The sequence below is a fragment of the Aggregatibacter aphrophilus ATCC 33389 genome, assembly GCF_900636915.1.
GTDB lineage: Bacteria > Pseudomonadota > Gammaproteobacteria > Enterobacterales > Pasteurellaceae > Aggregatibacter > Aggregatibacter aphrophilus.
The window spans coordinates 1,597,362-1,616,476 of sequence record NZ_LR134327.1 but is presented as its reverse complement, the minus strand read 5'-3'; the positions used below and the strand labels follow the sequence as shown (position 1 = coordinate 1,616,476).

Sequence of the window (19,115 nt, the reverse complement as noted above, 5' to 3'; positions counted from 1 at the left end):
TCAAATTTAACCGCACTTTTTCTATTCATTTACAGTTAACTATCCGGAGAGATAAACGAGTATGTATTCTTTCATTCGTAAAGGGATTTTTTCCCTTGAACCCGAAACCGCTCATGATTTGGCTATTAAAACCCTTGGGCTGGCCAAATTCGCACCGATACGCACATTGTTAAAACAATTATTCGCTTGCCCACAAGGCACACCTAAAACAGTAATGGGCATTGAATTTAAAAATCCTATCGGGTTAGCAGCCGGCGCAGACAAAAACGGAGAGGCTATCGACGGTTTCGGCGCTATGGGATTTGGCTTTATTGAAGTAGGAACAGTGACACCACTAGCACAAGATGGCAACGCCAAACCACGCCAGTTCCGTTTGGTTGAAGCTGAAGGCATCATTAATCGCAACGGTTTTAATAATTATGGCATTGATCATCTCATTGAAAATGTCAAAAATGCCCGCTATGACGGCGTGATTGGAATTAATATCGGTAAAAATAAAGTCACCCCATTAGAAAAAGGTAAGGATGATTATCTTTTCTGTCTTAATAAAGCCTATAACTATGCAGACTATATTACCGTCAATATCTCTTCGCCAAATACGCCTGACTTACGCCAATTACAATACGGCGATTATTTTGACGATTTATTGCAAAGCATCAAAGCCCGTCAAGCCGTATTGGCCGAACAATATAATAAGTATGTGCCGATTGCAGTGAAAATCGCACCGGATTTAACGGAAGCTGAGTTGGTGCAAATTGCCGATACTTTAGTTCGTCACAAAATGGATGGTGTCATTGCCACTAATACAACGATTTCTCGCGACAACGTCACACATTTAAAAAATGCCGAACAGCAGGGCGGATTAAGCGGAAAACCGTTACAACATAAAAGTACGGAAATCATTAAACGATTATACCTAGAACTAAAAGGACAAATCCCAATCATTGGTAGCGGCGGTATTGACGGCATACAAAATGCACAAGAAAAAATCCAAGCCGGCGCAGAGCTTTTACAAGTGTATTCGGGCTTAATTTATCATGGGCCGAGATTAGTTAAAGAATTGGTTCAAGGAATTAAATAAGAGAGTAACTAGATGAAAACCTTATTTTTAACTTCTTATTTTGCAGGTGTGGAAAATCTGTTTAGAAATTTTATACAAGAACAAACATTAGCCAAGCAGGTATTATTTATCCCAACTGCCGGCAATGTAGAGCATTATGTAGACTATATTGATGAAGCGAAATATTTATTTCAGACATTAGGATTCTCCGTAGATATTTTAGATATTGCCAATACGTCTGAAGTGGTTGTCAAGGAAAAAATAAAACAAACGCCATGTCTCTATATTTCAGGTGGTAATACGTTTTATCTGTTACAAGAGTTAAAGAAAAAGAATTTACTTGAGCTAATTAACTTACGAATTTCAGAAGGAATGGTGTATATCGGTGAATCTGCAGGAGCAATGATTACTGCTGGTGATATTAAATACAGTCAAATTATGGATGATAAGATGGTTGCTTCAGAATTGACTGATTATTCTTCATTCAATCTCGTTAATTTTGCCATTGTGCCACATTATGGTGAATTTCCTTTTGAAGAAAGTGCAATGGAAACCATTCGTGCTTATCAATCCACATACAATTTATTTCCAATCAATAATCATCAAGCGGTTATTGTTAAAGAAAATAATCATGAAATTAGAACAGAATCGCAGGTTAACACATGACAAAATACGATTTACATTGCCACAGCACGGCTTCTGACGGTGTGTTATCACCAACGGAGGTAGTGCTACGCGCTTATGAAAAAGGCGTAAATGTGTTGGCGTTAACGGATCATGATACGGTAGCAGGTGTGTCTGAAGCGCGTAAACAAGCTGATTTGTTAGGCATTCAGCTTATTAATGGTGTGGAGTTATCTACCCTTTGGGAAAATCGTTCCATTCATATTGTGGGATTGGGTTTTGATATTTCACATGAAAAAATGACCGCACTTTTGGCAGAACAAGCGCGTTTGCGGGATATTCGTGCGCAGGAAATAGGGGCTAAATTAGCGAAGGCTGGTGTGGTAAATGCCTATTTGGAAGCTAAACAATTAGCCGGTGATGGCGAAGTGACACGTGCCCATTATGCCCGCCATTTGGTTCAAATTGGTAAAGTATCTAGTGATAATCAAGCCTTTAAGCGTTATTTGGGACAAGGCAAATCTGCATACGTCAAACCGCAGTGGATTGATATTCCAAATGCTATCGAGATTATTCATGCGGCAGGCGGCATTGCCGTGTTGGCTCATCCCTTGCGTTATACCATGACTACTAAGTGGGTACGTAAGTTAACAGAGAGTTTTAAAGCGTGGGGTGGTGATGCCATGGAAATTTCAAGTTGTGGACAAAGCAGAGATCAGTTCCAATTATTAGTGAAAATTGCTGAAGACAATCAATTGGCCGGCTCCGTAGGGTCAGACTTTCATTTTCCATCTACTTGGTTGGAATTGGGTAAATTAGCACCATTACCACCCCATATCCCGTTTGTGTTAGATCTAAAAAAATAACCTTGTCTAATAAAGTTAAACAAGGTTATTTAAAAATGTTATTTTTTTAGACTGCACTTGAAGGCGGCGTCTGACATAAATTCAATTGATGAATAAAATCAATAAATGCTGTGACTTTGGCCGCGAGATGGCGACGGTTCGGGTAAATCACATGGAGATCTAAACTTTGCTGACGATAATCTGCAAGAACTTCAACCAATTTGCCTGACGCTAGTTCTTCTTCTATAAAAAAGCGGGGGGAATTGATAATACCTAAGCCTTCCGTACATAAGGTAGCTAACGTTAATCCATTGTTACACATCAATTTGGAGCGCATTTTAACTCGTTGAGTTTTATTATGCTTATCAGACTCCCAATAAATTTGGTTGCCGGTGGATTTATACAATAAACAATCATGGTGTTCTAAATCTTCCGGTGTTTGCGGAGTGCCATGCTTAGCAAGATACTCGGGAGATGCCACAAAGTGCATAGAAGAGGTTGCCACTTTTCTAGCAACCAGAGAGCTATCTTGTAAATAACCAATACGCAAGGCTAAATCAAATCCTTCACTTACTAGATCGATAATGCGGTCATTAAACTCAATATCTATGTGTAAATTCGGGTAGGCTTTAATAAAAGCGGCAAGATTTGGAGTAATAAAACGTAAACCAAAATCCCGTGGCACGGACACCGTTAAATGACCTTGTAAGGATGTAGAAAGGTTGCTGATACTGGAATCAGCGTCTTCTAATTCGAATAAAACAGGTTGGCAACGTTGGTAATAGATACTACCGGCCTCTGTAGGAACGATTTTACGAGTAGTACGATGTAATAATCTAGTTTTTAGGTGTTCTTCAAGTTGTGATACCAGCTTACTTGCCATAGCAACAGAGATATTTTGTAACGCAGCCGCTTGAGTAAAGCTTTGTGTTTCGATCACTTTACAAAAAATTGAAATTGCATTGAGTTTGTCCATTTATTGAGCCTTTTGGAAAAAAGTAGTTGACCTGATTAAAGATAGTTAGCAATATAGCGGGCAATTTTACACAAATTAAATAGAATTAGGTAATAATAATGAGTAAATCCTTAGTTATTGTGGAGTCGCCGGCAAAAGCGAAAACCATTAATAAATATTTAGGAAGCAATTATGTGGTGAAATCCAGCGTCGGACATATTCGTGACTTGCCTACGATTGGTTCCGCGAGCGGTGAAAAAGCTAAGCCAATCTCAACGAAAGGATTAAGCTTAGAAGAAAAACAGGCGCTTAAACAAAAGAAAGAGCAAGACGCCTTAGTCAAACGTATGGGCATTGACCCTTATCATGGCTGGAAAGCCAATTATCAAATCTTACCTGGCAAAGAAAAAGTTGTTGCCGAATTAAAATCCCTTGCTAAAAAAGCTGATCATATTTATCTCGCAACTGACTTGGATAGAGAAGGAGAAGCTATCGCATGGCATTTGCGTGAAGTGATTGGCGGTGACAACGAACGCTTTAGCCGCGTGGTATTTAATGAAATCACTAAAAACGCCATTAAACAAGCCTTTGAACATCCCGAATCCTTGAATATGGATCGCGTTAACGCCCAACAAACCCGTCGTTTTTTAGATCGTGTGGTAGGGTTTATGGTGTCGCCATTGCTTTGGAAAAAAGTAGCGCGTGGCTTATCAGCAGGGCGCGTCCAGTCTGTTGCGGTGAAATTGATTGTGGAGCGTGAACGGGAAATTAAAGCCTTTGTGCCACAAGAATACTGGGAAGTCTCAGTCTTAACCGACACGGCGAAACATGAACAAATTCGTTTGGATGTTGTACAATTTAAAGGTAAAAAATTTGAGCCGAAAAACGCCGAACAAGCACAAAGTGCGGTGGATTTTTTAACTAAATCTGATTACATAATTTCCGATTTGGAAATCAAACCAACCAGTTCTAAAGCTCGTGCGCCATTTATCACTTCAACTTTACAACAAACCGCCAGCACCCGCTTGGGCTTTGGTGTGAAGAAAACCATGATGTTGGCGCAGCGTTTATATGAGGCGGGTTACATTACTTATATGCGTACCGACTCCACCAATTTGAGTCAAGACGCGTTAAGTATGGTGCGCAGTTATATTGAACAGCATTATGGCGCGCCTTATTTACCGACCAAACCGAATTTCTATTCCAGCAAAGAAAATGCGCAAGAAGCACACGAAGCGATTCGTCCATCAGATATTCATATTGGCTCGAATGATCTAGTTGGTATGGAAAAAGATGCCGAGCGTTTATATGACCTGATTTGGCGTCAATTTGTTGCCTGTCAAATGCCGGCAGCACAATATGACAGCACCACCTTAACAGTAAGGGCAGGGGATTACACCTTAACTGCGAAGGGGCGTATTTTACGCTTTGACGGTTGGACGAAAGTACTGCCACAACCAGGAAAATCACCTGAAGATCAGGCGCTTCCGGATGTAGCGGTAAATACCACGCTTAATTTATTGACGGTGGAACCGCAACAATATTTCACCAAACCGCCGGCACGTTTTTCTGAAGCCGCGTTGGTTAAAGAACTTGAAAAACGTGGTATCGGACGACCTTCTACTTATGCGGCAATTATTTCCACCATTCAAGAACGCGGTTATGTACGTACTGAAAATCGTCGTTTCTATGCAGAAAAAATGGGGGAAATTGTCACTGATCGTTTAAATCAATCTTTCGCCGATTTAATGAATTATGATTTTACCGCGAATATGGAAGACGTGTTGGATCAAATTGCATCCGGCACAAAAGACTGGAAAACAGAATTAAATCAATTCTTTAAAGATTTCTCTAAACAATTAAGCAAAGCGGAATTAGATGAATTAGAAGGCGGTATGCGCCCAAATAGCTTGGTGCCGACGGATATTCATTGCCCGACTTGTAGTCGTAATATGGCGATTAGAACCGCCAGTACAGGCGTATTTTTAGGCTGTACCGGATATTCTTTACCTCCGAAAGAACGTTGTAAAACCACCATTAACTTGATTCCTGAAGCGGAATTATTAAATGTGCTGGATGATGCTTCCGAAACCAAAGCATTAATGGAGCGTAAACGTTGTCCTAAATGCAGTACCGCAATGGATAGTTATATTATTGATCCGCATCGCAAATTACATATTTGCGGCAACAATCCGAATTGTGACGGGTATTTAATTGAAGAAGGCAAATTCAAAATTAAAGGTTACGACGGTCCGATTGTTGAGTGCGATAAATGCGGTGGCGATATGCATTTAAAACTAGGTCGTTTCGGTAAGTACATGGCTTGTACGCAATGTGACAACACCCGCAAGATTTTGAAAAACGGTGAAGTCGCTCCACCGAAAGAAGAGCCGATTCATTTCCCTGAATTGAGATGTGAAAAGTCAGACGCATATTTTGTGTTGCGCGATGGTGCGGGTGGTGTGTTTATGTCTGCGCATAATTTCCCGAAATCTCGTGAAACCCGAGCACCAAAAGTTGCTGAATTGGCCTTATATCGTGATCGTTTACCGGAAAAATTAAGCTATTTAGCCGAAGCTCCACAAACCGACCCGGAAGGCAATGAAGCAATTATTCGTTTTAGTCGCAAGGAAAAACGCCAATACGTGACTTCCGAAAAAAATGGCAAAGCGACCAAATGGATTGTGGATTTTGTAGACGGCAAATGGGTAGAACGTAAGAAGTAAATTAAAGTGCGGTCAAAAAAACAAATGAATTTTTGACCGCACTTTTGTTATGAAAAAACCACCGTTATTGGTGGTTTTTTGTTTTTCCATTAATGATGGTGGTGATGTTCATGTGGCGTATATTGCGCGCGTTTTTCTCCCACAGGTAAAACCAATGTGGCATAGCTGGCTGAATGTTGGCACACTTTTGGATCGCTAAAGGCAGTTTTGTGTACGACTTTTACTTTCCATAACCCCTCAATTAACGGTAAGAAATTCACTTTGCCGTCTTTATCGGTCTTACTAGAAAATCCTTGAACTTCACGATGTTCTTCAGCAGATTCAATATCTTTAACAACGACGGTATCTGCTGTCGCAATGACGGTTTCACCGGCTAACGGTTTACCTTTATAGAAAATTTGCAATGGGAAAATTTCACCTTCCTTCAATTCAACTGGGTTTTTTAATGGCACAATTTCTAATTCTTGCCCTAGTTTTTCTTTAAACACAGTTGGGTCAACTTTGTCACCTACTGTAACTAAGCTTTTGCCGAACATTTGAGTTTGTTCGCAATAAGTCGCATCAGTCATTTTTTGCATATTTTCTTGTTTCCAACCTTTTGTATTTTGTGACCAAAAAGTCGGTTTATAAGTGGCACTTACCCAATATGAACCTTCTGCCAGAGGTTTTTCTGCGGTGTATTGATAATTTTCACCTTGTTGTTTCAGTGCGGTTACCATAACATTTTTATCAGTTACTTCAAGCGGAGCAAAAAAATGTAACCGATCATCCGCAATTTTCTCTGCATAAGGGAAATGATGGCCATATGCTAACTCGGCTTTAAGTACGTCTTTCGCCTCAATATGTGCCGGAGCAACAACCCAAACTTCATGTGCTTGTGCTAAACCGGCTAATCCTAATAATGTAATAAGCAATGATTTTTTCATCCTTTATTTCCTTCTTTGGGGATAATTAATTAAAAATTAAAGTAAAAAGTAATTTCGCAGGATAAAAAAAGTAATGCAAAAAAAAGGAGTAGTCAATAAAAAATATTAACTACTCCGCAAATTTATCTTAATCGTCTTTTTTCGACGGTTTAATCGCTAATAGATTGCAGTTTAATTTGCTAATCACATGTTCTGCCGTGTTGCCTAAAAAGGCGGCTGACAGACCTGTTCGACCTATAGTACCAAGAATAACCAATTCCGCTTCTAATTTTTCAGCCACTTGAGGAATGACATCTTCCGGGAAGCCTTCCAAAACGTGTGTATGATCACCATCAATACCATATTTTTGACGTAACGCTTTCATATTCAACAAATACTGTCCACGTAATCCGCTACTATATTCGCCGGAACTAAATTCCGGTAAGTCAATGGCCATATTAATCGGTGTTGGTGGATAAGCTGTGACAAGATGAATATTGCCACGATCTAAAGAATCGGCTAAATCCATACTTAATGAAACCAATTCGTCATTAAATGTGCTGTGGGCCTCATTTTCATCATCGGAAACATTCACGGCAACTAAAATACGACGTTGATGTTTCCAATCGCCATCTTTAACCACCAAAATTGGAGTAGGGCATTTGCGTAAAATTTGCCAATCCACAGGGGTAACAATTAAGGATTTCAAACTTTCTTCCGCATTAGTGTACTTAACCACTAAATCGTAATTATGGGTTTCTACTTCGGTAGTAATGGCTTCTGCTTCATTGCTGTGCCAAACTACAGTAGATGAGAAATTAATGCCATCAGAGGCGTATTTTTCAATATAAGGCTGGATGGCTAACTTGCGCTGTTCAATTACATTACGGTGCATTTCCGCACGTTCTTCTGGGGAAAGCAATGCTGACATTTCATAAGATAAGTCATAAATAGCGAGGAATAGGGTAATTTTGACGGGATTTGAATTTTTTTGCTCTTTCGCTAATCGAACAGCTCTGGCTAGAGCATATTGTTTATCATTTTCTGGATTTAAAACAACCAGTATATTATTGAATTTCATACATAACCTCCATTATTGCAACTCAAATAGGGTAGAACATATTTGATGAAATAACAAGGCACAGTTTTTAAAAAAGGCGATCAAGTCAACATTTTTGCTGCACTAGTCATAGGAAAGGAATTAGATAACCATTTTGATTTTAGTTTTATTCATGCCGGATAATTCGATTAATTCAGCCATATTATTAATCGTAATGTATTTACCTTGAACCGATAAAATACCTAACTTTTGGAAACGCCCCAACAAACGGCTGATGGTTTCAACCGTTAAACCAAGATAGTTACCAATATCGCCACGGGTCATGGTTAAACGAAATTCACGTGCAGAAAAACCACGAGCAGAATAGCGTTGAGAGAGATTATAAATAAAAGCAGCCAAGCGTTCTTCTGCATTCATTTTAGACAGTAACAAAATCATCTCCTGATCACTTTTAATTTCACTACTCATCAAACGCATAATTTGTTGGCGTAATTTCGGCATTTTACCGGACAAATCATCTAAAATATCAAATGGAATTTCACACACCATAGCTGTTTCCAAGGCTTGAGCAAAACTCGGATGTTGCATATTCATAATGGCATCAAAACCAACCAAATCACCGGGCAAGTGAAACGAGGTAATTTGTTCTTCTCCGGTTTCACTGATCGTGTAAGATTTAATCGTGCCTGAACGAATTGCATAGAGTGAGCTTAACTCATCTCCTGCTTTGAAAAGAACTTGAGATTTTTGAATTGGCTTTTTGCGCTCAATAATATTGTCTAACTGATCCAATTCGTGCTCATTAAGTGTAAAAGGAATACACAACTGACTAATACTGCAGTTTTGACAATGAATAGCACATCCACCGGATTGAACTCGACGTCCTAATTTTGTCTCTGTCGTTAGAATTTTCATCTGTTCCCCAAATTCAAAGAAAAAATATCAAAAATCGTGTAAAATTGATCTACCTCAATAATATCACTAAATGGTAAATTTAAGAAGTATAAAACGCAGTACGAGAAAAAATATGGCAGCCGAAAAACTTACAAAAAAACGCTTAATTCAAATTCTTATCATGTTGATAATATTACTTATTGCATTTTCTTACCGTACTATCTACTATCAACCAGAAACCACTTCCCAAGAAATACCTCAAAAATCAACCGCACTTTCGACTCGGTGAATAAATCGAATATAAAAAGAAAGGCTAAGTTGTAAAACTTAGCCTTTTTTAGGTTTATCAGATTAGTTACTTGCTGTCGCTAATGCAGCTAAATCTTTATCTACAAGGAATAAACCTTTACCGTCTTCACCAAGTAGATTTAATTTATCAAGAATACTACTGAACAATTTTTCTTCTTCATGTTGTTCCGCTACATACCATTGTAAGAAGTTAAATGCAGAGTAGTCCTTTTCTTCAAAAGTTTTACCCACTAACTCGTTAATCTTACTAGTAATTAATTTTTCATGTTGGTAAGTCAATTCAAGCACTTGTTTTAATGAAGTAAATTGATGTGGAGGTTCGTCAATTTGGCTAATCACTGCCAATGCACCTGTTTCATTTAAATAAGTGAATAGTTTACGCATGTGTTGCATTTCTTCAGCAGCATGGGCAGATAAAAATTTAGCTGCACCTTCAAAACCCTCTTGTTCACACCATGCACTCATTTGTAAGTATAAATTTGAAGAATAAAATTCCAAATTCATTTGATCATTTAATAGTTTAATCACGCTATTTGATAACATCTTATTTCTCCCAAATTCTTATAAAGTTTTTAATTCACGATCAATATAATAAAGGGCAGTGCCACTTTCACCAAGAAGTTAGAATTTATCAACAATACTGTTAAACAATTTTTCTTCTTCATGTTGTTCTGCTACATACCATTGCAAGAAGTTGAAACTGGAGTAGTCTTTTTCTGCAAAAGTACATTCAACTAGCTCATTAATTTTGGAAGTCACTAGTTTTTCGTGTGCCAGTGTTGTTTCAAAAACTTCTTTTAATGAGGTGTAATCGTGTTTAGGCGCTTCAATTTTACCCAATAGTGGCATACCACTGGTTTCACTTACATAAGTGAATAACTTTTGCATATGTTCCAATTCTTCATCTGCGTGACGAAGTAAAAATGCTGCTGCGCCTTCATAACCATGATTGTCACACCATGCACTCATTTGTAAATAAACATTTGACGAGTAAAACTCAAGGTTAATCTGTTCATTTAATTTTGCTGTAATTGCTTTACTAAGCATAACCAACTCCTTTCCTTAATGATTTTGTTAATAAGATTCACAATACAACTTAATTTGCTGTGCGCATTTTATTCACTCAATTGAGAATAGTCAATCTAAAGTTTAATGGATTATGGTATAACCTATTAATTTTAAATAAATTTCACAATAACAACAATTCTCATTTATATAAGATTATTGAAATAAATTCTCAATTGTAAATAGATTGTTAAAACCTCTCATTACACACATAAAGTAGGTAAAGGAGAGTAGAGAAAAGTAGTTACCAATATTTATTACAAATTGGTGGATAAACATAGGTAACGTTCTGAGTGTCTCTTATATAAATTAACTATAGTCTAAAAAATCATCTCAGATTTATATACAGCGTTATCACTGAATAAAGATATATACATGGTATAAGCAACGTTCCAAAGTAATTTATCAAAGGAGATAGATATCCATTATTTTCCCAATCCTGAATTTCTTTCATCAAAGCTTAAATCACTAAAATCTTAACTTTACAATAGTTACAAGGTAATGATTAAAAGAGTCGTATATCATTCTTTGAAAGTTACTTCTCTATCTCATTTATTTAACATAATATACATTATGCGAAGTTAGTGACAAAGTAAACAAACACTACGATTTAATGAAAACACAGACTTATTCACAAGTCACTCTTACTAGTAAAACTAGACAAAAACTCACACCAACAAGGTATGTAACAAATTAATAAATGAAGTTATAGACTTTAAATTTGAAATGTAAATAATTCTTCAATAAGAAATGAAGTCGATAAAGGTATTTAAATGAGCCTAAATCACAACTTATATCTATCCATTTTAATATCATGTTTTTACTATAAAAATTACTCTGTTTCATAGATAAACCATATGAAATAGATCGCGCTACGTGAAATCTGAGGTAATTATCAGACTCATTTATGCTGAATTTTTAAAATACATAATAATAAAAAACACGCTGAATTTTTATCCAGCGTGTTTTCATTATTTAATATTTAGTGACGTTGTCTCTTTTATTCTATTGAAAAAACATTAAAAAATTTGACCGCACTTTCTAACCAATTATCTTATTGCCATATTCATAAACTTTTCGTAATAAAGTCAGTTTTTCTTCATTGTGCTCATTTTGTGTAGCTAACTCTTGAAGGCTTTGCTCAAATCGCAAAACTTCAGCCTCTAATTTTTTCTGGCGATATTTCTGCCATTTAATTTGTTCAGCTCGGTTCAATGTGCGATAAAAATGTCTCGCTCGATAATGAAACAACAATTGAGGGATTCTTGGGTCTTGAAAACTCAGATTATGTTCAGCGAGCTTTTCGGGCTCCAAAGTGCGTAAAATCGCTATATTGTTTTTATCTGCATCACTAAAAAAGCCATTATAAAGTTCAGTTTCAACATTATCAGATGGTTCAAACTCGCGATCTTGCTGAAAAATATCCATGACTTTTTGACGAATATCCTTAGATGCCAACAAACGCTGTTGATTTTGTGCACACAACTCTCGATCAATCCCTAAACGTTCAGCATTTTGAGACAATAAGGTTTTTTCCGGCGCTACAATAGGACATTTATTGATATGAATGAGCTTTAACGGAACAGGAAGCACTCTGGCCTCTAATAACGTTTCTTTTTTCGTATAAAGCTTTTCACGTAACTCCTCTGCCGATTTTGTCAGTAGGTCATCAATATTGGCCGTTAAATCACACACTATCACCGCATTTTTATTTGTTGGGTGCCAAGCTAAAGGGGCAATTAATGTCGTATTTCCACGGTAATTTCCTAACATTCCCGATACATGTACTAACGGTGTCATTTCTGCGGTATTAATGAGCTTTTCAATCTCTTTTTTTCCACGATTTTCAAAGAAATATTGAAATAACTTCGGCTGTTTTTGCTTAATTAATTTTGCCATTTCAATGGTGGCATACACATCAGACATCGCATCATGAGCATTGGTATGTTCTATTCCATTCGCTTCTGTCAGTTTTTCTAAACGAAAACTCGGCATGCCTTCATCATCTAAAGGCCACTCAATGCCATCGGGGCGCAAGGCATAACACGCACGCACTAAATCCAACAAATCCCAACGGGAATTACCGTTTTTCCAGCTGTATTCATAAGGGTCAATAAAATTACGATAAAAGGTATAGCGTGTCATTTCATCGTCATAACGAATATTATTAAAGCCCATAACACAGGTATTTGGTTGGCTGAATTCCTGTAAAATTCGAGCGGCAAAATCCGGTTCCGGTAGGCCTTTTTCATTACACTCCTGTGGTGTAATGCCTGTCACTAACACTGCTTCCGGAGCGGGTAAATAATCGTTGGTTTGCTTGCAATACAACACAACGGGCTCGCCGATAATATTAAAATTGGCATCTGTACGAATACCACCAAATTGTGCAGGGCGATCGGTTGCCGGATTGACACCAAAACTTTCATAGTCATAAATGAAAAAGCTGAAATCGTTTTTTGCCATCATTTTTCTCAAATTTAAGCCAAGATTTTATCTAGATAATACAAACAGAAAATTGCACACAAGCTGAATACAATGCCTAACCAGTTAACTTTACTGATTTTTTCTTTAAAAATTAATGCGCCGGTAATTGTACCTAAACAAATCACCCCAATGTTCATGCCGGCAAAAACTAATGTTGGATTCGAGCCAAAACTCTGGTGAGCTTTAATATAAAATAGAATATTGAAGAAATTCAGCACACCTAAAATAATGCCGCCCACAAAACTGGCGACATTCCATTGAGTTCGTTTGAATAACAAGTAAATAAACATAATGCAGGCGGCCAAGGAAAACGCAATGAATAGCGTCGTTGGGAATGCTCCCCCGCTTTTCGCTACTTGTTTAAACAAAATATCGATGATGCCATAGCCAAACCACACACCGACTAAGCCCAAAACACCTCGAAAATCGACCGCACTTTGTTGATTCGGTTTGCTTAAAAGGCAAAACAACCCGGCAAATGCCAACACAATACCAACGACTTTTGATTGGCTTAGGGTTTCGTGGAAAATCAAAAACGCAGCGAGAATAGGTAAAAATAAGGATAAGCGTTGTGCCGCATCAGAACGTACAATACCGGCGAATTCTACGGCTTTGGACATAATAATAAACACGCTTGGCAATAGAATACCTAATGCTAAGAAAATCGGCGTATTTTCGCTTTGTGCGATAAAGTCAGTAAATTCAAGCCCTTTGAAATCCGGTTTCAATAAAAACCAGCTAAGTGACAACGCAACAATATAGTTAAAGGCAATGGCTTGCTGAATAACGATATTGCGTTTACGAGCCACTTTTAATAATACAGACACCGCAACGCTACAGAGAACGGCGATAATGAGATTGTGCATTTTATTTTCCTTTTAACGAAATAAAGTGCGGTCAAAAAACACTTCATTTTTTAACCGCACTTTTTTATTTATTAAACTACTCTGTTGCGCCGAATCCGCGTAATCCGACCACATGGACGTGTTCGTGATTACCGGAGATTTTACGCACCAGTTTATAGGTGGTGCCTTTTTCCGGGCTGATGTTTTCCGGTGCAGCAATCAATAGTTGCATATCCAGGCGTTCGCATAGCTCAAATAAAGTAGAAATGGATTTCGCATCAAGACGAGCCGCTTCATCTAGGAATAATAAACGGCACGGCACGATGTCTTTGCCGCGAATACGACGGCTTTCTTCTTCCCAGCTTTGTACCACCATTAAGAGGATGGACATACCGGTACCAATAGCCTCCCCGGTGGATAATGCGCCGCTTTCTGCGCGTAACCAACCATCTGCGCCACGATACACTTCCACTTCTAAGTCAAGGTAATTACGGTAATCCAATAATTCCTCACCGATGGTTTGCGCAGTACGTTGCCCTACATCGATATGCGGGTTGAGACGTTGATATAGTTTCGCAATGGCCTCAGAGAAAGTCATGCGGTTGTCACTGAACAGATCTTGATAATCCGACTGATTGCCGGATAACGCATCTAACAACATAGCATGCGTATCACGAATATTTACCACCAAACGTACCGATTTCACCTGACCAAAGGCGATATTTTGCAGGCCTTGATTCAGCATACGAATGCGATTTTGTTCACGTTGAATGGTTTTACGCATGATATTCGCCACACTTTCAGAACTGATCGCCAATTTTTGTTCACGGCCGGTCAATTCTTCCGTTAAGCGGGAAAGCTCGATTTCCATTTGTTCAATTGCATCAATCGGGTCATCAGTTTTCAGAATATCCTGACGAATACGTTCACGCAGATGTTGATATACGGCGATAAAGAACCGCACTTTATTTTCCGGTTTACGGCTATCTTCTGATAAACGCAAAGCATCACGCAGATATTCGTTGTCAGCAACCGCTGTACGCAACGCACCTAGCGCTTTATCTGACATGGAACGTAATTCATCTGCGGATAAATAGGCTAATTCACGACGATTTAAACGTTTTTCTACATCAGAATTACGGGATAAACGAAGCACCACACACCAACTCATTTTTGCCGCCGTCACCAACTCACGCTGGGTTTTATAATCACGTTCTGCTTTACGAATACGACGAGTCAGATTTTCCGCTTCACTTTCGATAAGGGTGAGTTGTTTTTCAATATAAGAACGGCGTTGGCGATTAGTAGAAAGTTGTTGATATAACTCGTCACGACGAATTTTGGCACGTTCTTCCGCGCCTTCATCAGCACGCACACCCAATTCACCAATTTCTTGCATCAATTCCTGCAACATTTGATTTTTACTGTTGAAAGAACTTTGCAATTGAATCAACACTTGATTGTACTGAGCATATTGCGCTTGAACCTGACGTAATTGTTCGCGCTGAATTTCACGTTGTTGCTGCATTTGTTCTAAACGCGCGCGTAATTGTTCGTTTAATTCAGAGGTTTCCGTTTGTACGCTTTCCGCATAATTGAAATGCGCTTTGCGTTGCACCACATCCGCCAAGGCAAAGACTTTTTGTTGTACTTGTTTTTGTAGCTGAATGGCTTGTTCATAATCGGCTTTTAAGTGCTCGTAATTTTCCGGGTCGCTTTGCAAGGTGTTAGCAATCGGTTCTAATTGTGACAACGTGACGCCGTGCTGACGGATAAATAATTCATCCTGCTCTGCCAAATCTAATTGCTCACGGCATTCTTCAATGCGATCAGTTAAGCTATCATCAGCCAATAATGGCAATTGCGGAATTAATTTATTCAACAACTGCATTCTTTCTTTCGCATCATCTAAACGAAGACGAATTTGTTGCTCGCCGATAACCAATTGATTAAGCTCGCGTTCAATTTCATTGCGTTGTTGATTGGTCTGCGCCATCAGTTGTTCCGGATTCGCTTGGAATGCCAAGGCTAAATGCAGACCAACAAACTGGCTAAAATGCTCATGTAAACGCTGACATTTTTGCACGTCAAAAGCACGCTGTGCATACTGCTCCGCCACTTCCTCACGTTTAGCCTGTAATTCTTCCAAATGTTTTTCACGAGCCGCACGGCCGAACAACGGAATTTCAGGGAATTTGGAATAACGTAATTCACGATCGGACACCTGAACAACCACACCAAGCTCCAGCTCTTGCGCGGAAAGTACGCTGTCGTCAAACGCCGCCGGATCGCCCTCGATTAAATACAAATCTTCCGGACAATCTTCCAAATTAGCGAGTTGCTCTTTCACCGCATTCAAATCACGCACCACAATAGCGTGGCGTGCCGGGCCGTATAAGGCAGAGAAATAAGGCGCGTCTTCGATCGGCACATCATCGTATAATTCAGACAGCAACACGCCACCAAAACGTTCTGCAAGCACATTCAAGCGGGCATCTTCCGAACCATCCGGCTGACTTAAACGGCTAATTTGCTCATCTAATTGCTGACGTTGAAGTTCTAGCTGGTTGCGTTCCATGGTCAATTCACGTTCTTTTATCAATCGTAATTGCATGAAATTCATCACATCCTGGCTGCCCTCGAATTGCTCGCCACTTTGATCCTGCAAACGTTCCAATGCGGCTTGAGCGGTTAACCAAGCCGGCGCTTTACGCGCATTTTCTTCATAAAGTGCGGTCAAATTTTCACGTTTTTGACGCAGAGTTGAACGTTGCTCAACCAACTCGGAAAGTTCGGCAGATAAATCCTCAATTAAGGCTTCTTGATCGCCATAGAACGCTTCTAATTCATCCGCCGTTTCTAAGCTTTGATTCGCACGTTGATTAAAATCGTTTAATAATCTGACCGCACTTTGTTGTTGATTTAAGCGTTGCTCTAACTCATGTAACTTAGCACGCAATTGCGGTGTTTGTTGCGCTTGAAGCTTTTGTGTCGGATATTCGCGTAACAATTCTTTTGCACTTTCCCACGCGGCAGAACGTGGCACTTCTCCGGCAATTTTACAAACCAATTGATAGGCTTTATCAAATTGCGTTTTCGCCGCCTCGGAAATAGACATTTTTTGCTCTAATTCAAGTACTTTATCCGTCAACACTTCCGCTTGCGCTTCAAATTCTTCGTGATACACATCTACATTTTTCACAGCTAAATCGGCTAATCCACACAAGGTCTTAGCTTTTTCTAAAGCTTGAATTGCTTGCTGATATTGCAATGCACGGGTTTGTTGTGCATCAAGAGCTTGCTGATAATCTGCTAATTGGGAACGCAAGTTGTCAACTTCTTGTTCTGTTTGTTCAAATTGAGCCTGACTTTCTTCCAGTTGCTCGTTAGCGGTTTCAACCACCATTTTTTGCTCTTCCAAGCGCTCGGTCAGTTCGTTGACATCTTCTTGATAACGAGAAATTTTTTCCTGATGACGTAACGCATTTAACACCAAATTCAGGTGATCAAGCGCACTTTGATGATCCACTTCCAGGATTCTTTCATTCTCTGCCAATTCGGCGGCTTCACGGCTTAAATCAACCAAACGATGTTGCGATAAATCCTGTTCAAATTTGGCTTTATACCATTCTTGACGGAAACCTAATGCGCTTTCAATATTGCCACGACGTTCATTGGCATTACGCATATAATCCGCCGCCACATAATTAGTAGATTCGGTGATTAAATGCTTGAATAAATCGCGATCTGCTTGGGTGACTTTAATGGCTTCTAGCGTCATGCGGTTTTCACGTAAAGCACTTTCCATGTCTTGGAAGGCTTTTTTCACACCAAGATTTTCCGGCAATAAATAATCCCGTAATGAACGGGTAATGGCGCTGGAAATACCGCCGTATAAAGAGGCTTCGATGAGTTTATAGAATTTGCTACGGTCTGAAGAAGAACGTAAGCGTTTTGGAATAATCCCCAAATCAAACATCATGCCGTGGTAATCGGTGATGGAATGATATTGTTTAAATTGGGCGCCACCCTGCTCAACCTTGTCTTTTAGTTCATTTAAGGTCAGTACGCGCGCTTGACGTTCGTTAATCGTCTCGATGAAAAGTGCAGTCGGATTGACAGACAATTCTACACCTTGAATAGAAAAGGTTTTTAAATCCACTTTTTTATCACGCCCTGCCACCTGTTGCAGACGGACACCAACGATAATTCGTTGATGACGGGAGTTGATGGTATCCAACGCCGCGTAACACACGCCCGGACGCAATTTACCGTGTAAACCTTTATCACGAGAACCGCTTGTGGCACCGGCTTCCGTGGTGTTACGGAAGTGCAATAAGGTTAAATCCGGAATCAACGCTGTCACAAATCCGGCCATGGTCGTAGATTTACCGGCACCGTTACCACCGGAAAGTGTCGTGACCAATTCGTCTAAATCAAAAGTTCGGGCAAAGAAACCGTTCCAGTTGATGAGCGTTAAAGAACGGAACTTACCGCGTTCTACCCCACTGTTTTGGTTAAAGATAACCGGCGCTACACCAGAAGCCACCGTATCCATTACTTCATTTTCCAGGGATAATTCTTCAGTCATTATTCTTGTTCCTCTTCTACTAATTCGTCTTCAACATCAGCCTCATTTTCGCCGTTCTCCACGTCACTTTGTAATGCCGCTTTTTCTGCTTGTAAAGATTGTGGCGTTGCCGCTTCACCATCGCGAATTAAACGTAATTGCGCTTCAATCGGATCATCTCCGGCTCGCACTTCGGCACCAAAACGGAACACGGATTCAGAAATGGTAAACTTGCCGCTGTTCGGTTCGCCTACGGTATAAATCATGCCTAAACGACGCAAACGACCGATTGCCGCACGCACTTTTTCAGCCAATTTTTGTTTATCTAAATCAGAACCGCTGGAACGTTGATTCACTGCTTTCAGCAATTTACCCTCATCAGCTAAATTCAGTAGCTCATCATACACTTCCTGCGTGTTAAAAATTCCCTGTTGCGCTAAGCGCTCCGGGCTTAAATACAAATAACACAATACCTTGCCCACTAACATTTCCAATTCGGTTAACACAGAACGGGCAATAAGCGTTGTCGCTTTCGGACGTAAATAGAAAAAACCTTCCGGCGCGCGAATCAATTCCACATTATAACGACGGTAGAACAAATCCAGTTCCGTTTGAAAATCAAGTAAAAAAGCGTGGTTATCCAAATGTTCCGTACCAATATGCTTACCGGAACGCAACTGGCTGTCCACAGCCGGAAATAACGGATTGGCAATGGCTGCTGCCAATTTTGGGGAAATTACTTCAAGGTTATTTTCTGTCATGTTGTTTCT

The 19,115-nt window shown here is 39.4% G+C and carries 14 protein-coding genes; 4 read left to right on the top strand and 10 right to left on the bottom strand.

The genetic code is table 11. The features are described from left to right. Positions 1-61: 61 nt before the first annotated feature. The 3 genes from pyrD to EL144_RS07845 are packed head-to-tail and all read left to right on the top strand — an operon-like array spanning position 62 to position 2,550. Complete coding sequence (pyrD, locus tag EL144_RS07855) at positions 62-1,081, top strand: quinone-dependent dihydroorotate dehydrogenase (RefSeq protein WP_005703163.1); 1,020 nt, start codon at positions 62-64, stop codon at positions 1,079-1,081. A gap of 12 nt (positions 1,082-1,093) precedes the next feature. Further along, the gene (locus tag EL144_RS07850) at positions 1,094-1,726 is read left to right on the top strand and encodes a Type 1 glutamine amidotransferase-like domain-containing protein (RefSeq protein WP_005703162.1); all 633 of its coding nucleotides are present in this window, start codon (positions 1,094-1,096) and stop codon (positions 1,724-1,726) included. Next, entirely contained in the window at positions 1,723-2,550 is an 828-nt protein-coding gene (locus EL144_RS07845; protein WP_005703161.1) for a PHP domain-containing protein, read from the top strand. Before EL144_RS07850 ends, EL144_RS07845 begins: the two co-directional genes overlap by 4 nt. Before the next feature lie 46 nt (positions 2,551-2,596). On the opposite strand, the gene EL144_RS07840 is transcribed toward EL144_RS07845, so the two are convergent. Beyond that, positions 2,597-3,505 (bottom strand): LysR family transcriptional regulator, encoded by a 909-nt coding sequence (locus tag EL144_RS07840; protein ID WP_005703160.1) that lies wholly within the window; start codon positions 3,503-3,505, stop codon positions 2,597-2,599. A gap of 98 nt (positions 3,506-3,603) precedes the next feature. Between EL144_RS07840 and topA the strand changes: the two genes are divergently transcribed. Then, entirely contained in the window at positions 3,604-6,210 is a 2,607-nt protein-coding gene (gene topA / locus EL144_RS07835) for a type I DNA topoisomerase (protein WP_005703159.1), read from the top strand. 89 nt (positions 6,211-6,299) lie between these two features. Here topA and EL144_RS07830 read toward each other — a convergent pair whose 3' ends face one another. The 9 genes from EL144_RS07830 to mukE all read right to left on the bottom strand — a co-directional run bounded on the left by EL144_RS07830 (position 6,300) and on the right by mukE (position 19,106). Next, positions 6,300-7,136 carry a DUF4198 domain-containing protein gene (locus tag EL144_RS07830; RefSeq protein WP_005703158.1) on the bottom strand — a complete coding sequence of 279 codons (837 nt, stop codon included), beginning with the start codon at positions 7,134-7,136 and terminating at the stop codon, positions 6,300-6,302. Between the two features lie 127 nt (positions 7,137-7,263). Then, complete coding sequence (uspE, locus tag EL144_RS07825) at positions 7,264-8,196, bottom strand: universal stress protein UspE (RefSeq protein WP_005703157.1); 933 nt, start codon at positions 8,194-8,196, stop codon at positions 7,264-7,266. A 120-nt stretch (positions 8,197-8,316) separates the two neighbouring features. Next, positions 8,317-9,090 carry an FNR family transcription factor gene (locus tag EL144_RS07820; RefSeq protein ID WP_005700465.1) on the bottom strand — a complete coding sequence of 258 codons (774 nt, stop codon included), beginning with the start codon at positions 9,088-9,090 and terminating at the stop codon, positions 8,317-8,319. A gap of 330 nt (positions 9,091-9,420) precedes the next feature. Then, entirely contained in the window at positions 9,421-9,921 is a 501-nt protein-coding gene (gene ftnA, locus EL144_RS07815; protein WP_005703156.1) for a non-heme ferritin, read from the bottom strand. 78 nt (positions 9,922-9,999) lie between these two features. Continuing rightward, positions 10,000-10,425, bottom strand: a complete 426-nt coding sequence (gene ftnA, locus EL144_RS07810) for a non-heme ferritin (protein WP_005703155.1) — start codon at positions 10,423-10,425, stop codon at positions 10,000-10,002. A 1,059-nt stretch (positions 10,426-11,484) separates the two neighbouring features. Continuing rightward, a complete protein-coding gene (gene sbcB / locus EL144_RS07805; RefSeq protein ID WP_032994824.1) occupies positions 11,485-12,909 on the bottom strand; it encodes an exodeoxyribonuclease I in 1,425 nt (474 codons plus the stop codon). A gap of 14 nt (positions 12,910-12,923) precedes the next feature. Further along, positions 12,924-13,796, bottom strand: coding sequence for a DMT family transporter (locus tag EL144_RS07800; protein WP_005703152.1), 873 nt, complete (start codon positions 13,794-13,796; stop codon positions 12,924-12,926). Positions 13,797-13,872: 76 nt separating this feature from the next. Further along, positions 13,873-18,366: a chromosome partition protein MukB gene (gene mukB, locus EL144_RS07795; protein ID WP_005703151.1), complete on the bottom strand. Its 4,494-nt coding sequence runs from the start codon at positions 18,364-18,366 to the stop codon at positions 13,873-13,875. Then, positions 18,366-19,106 (bottom strand): chromosome partition protein MukE, encoded by a 741-nt coding sequence (mukE, locus tag EL144_RS07790; RefSeq protein WP_005703150.1) that lies wholly within the window; start codon positions 19,104-19,106, stop codon positions 18,366-18,368. Before mukE ends, mukB begins: the two co-directional genes overlap by 1 nt. Positions 19,107-19,115: the final 9 nt, after the last annotated feature.

Coding starts and splice junctions, on each gene's coding strand:
- pyrD (WP_005703163.1), top strand. CDS start 62: ATGTATTCTTTCATTCGTAAAGGGATTTTTTCCCTTGAACCCGAAACC.
- sbcB (WP_032994824.1), bottom strand. CDS start 12,909: ATGGCAAAAAACGATTTCAGCTTTTTCATTTATGACTATGAAAGTTTT.
- EL144_RS07830 (WP_005703158.1), bottom strand. CDS start 7,136: ATGAAAAAATCATTGCTTATTACATTATTAGGATTAGCCGGTTTAGCA.
- EL144_RS07820 (WP_005700465.1), bottom strand. CDS start 9,090: ATGAAAATTCTAACGACAGAGACAAAATTAGGACGTCGAGTTCAATCC.
- ftnA (WP_005703156.1), bottom strand. CDS start 9,921: ATGTTATCAAATAGCGTGATTAAACTATTAAATGATCAAATGAATTTG.
- ftnA (WP_005703155.1), bottom strand. CDS start 10,425: ATGCTTAGTAAAGCAATTACAGCAAAATTAAATGAACAGATTAACCTT.
- uspE (WP_005703157.1), bottom strand. CDS start 8,196: ATGAAATTCAATAATATACTGGTTGTTTTAAATCCAGAAAATGATAAA.
- EL144_RS07850 (WP_005703162.1), top strand. CDS start 1,094: ATGAAAACCTTATTTTTAACTTCTTATTTTGCAGGTGTGGAAAATCTG.
- mukE (WP_005703150.1), bottom strand. CDS start 19,106: ATGACAGAAAATAACCTTGAAGTAATTTCCCCAAAATTGGCAGCAGCC.
- topA (WP_005703159.1), top strand. CDS start 3,604: ATGAGTAAATCCTTAGTTATTGTGGAGTCGCCGGCAAAAGCGAAAACC.
- mukB (WP_005703151.1), bottom strand. CDS start 18,366: ATGACTGAAGAATTATCCCTGGAAAATGAAGTAATGGATACGGTGGCT.
- EL144_RS07800 (WP_005703152.1), bottom strand. CDS start 13,796: ATGCACAATCTCATTATCGCCGTTCTCTGTAGCGTTGCGGTGTCTGTA.
- EL144_RS07845 (WP_005703161.1), top strand. CDS start 1,723: ATGACAAAATACGATTTACATTGCCACAGCACGGCTTCTGACGGTGTG.
- EL144_RS07840 (WP_005703160.1), bottom strand. CDS start 3,505: ATGGACAAACTCAATGCAATTTCAATTTTTTGTAAAGTGATCGAAACA.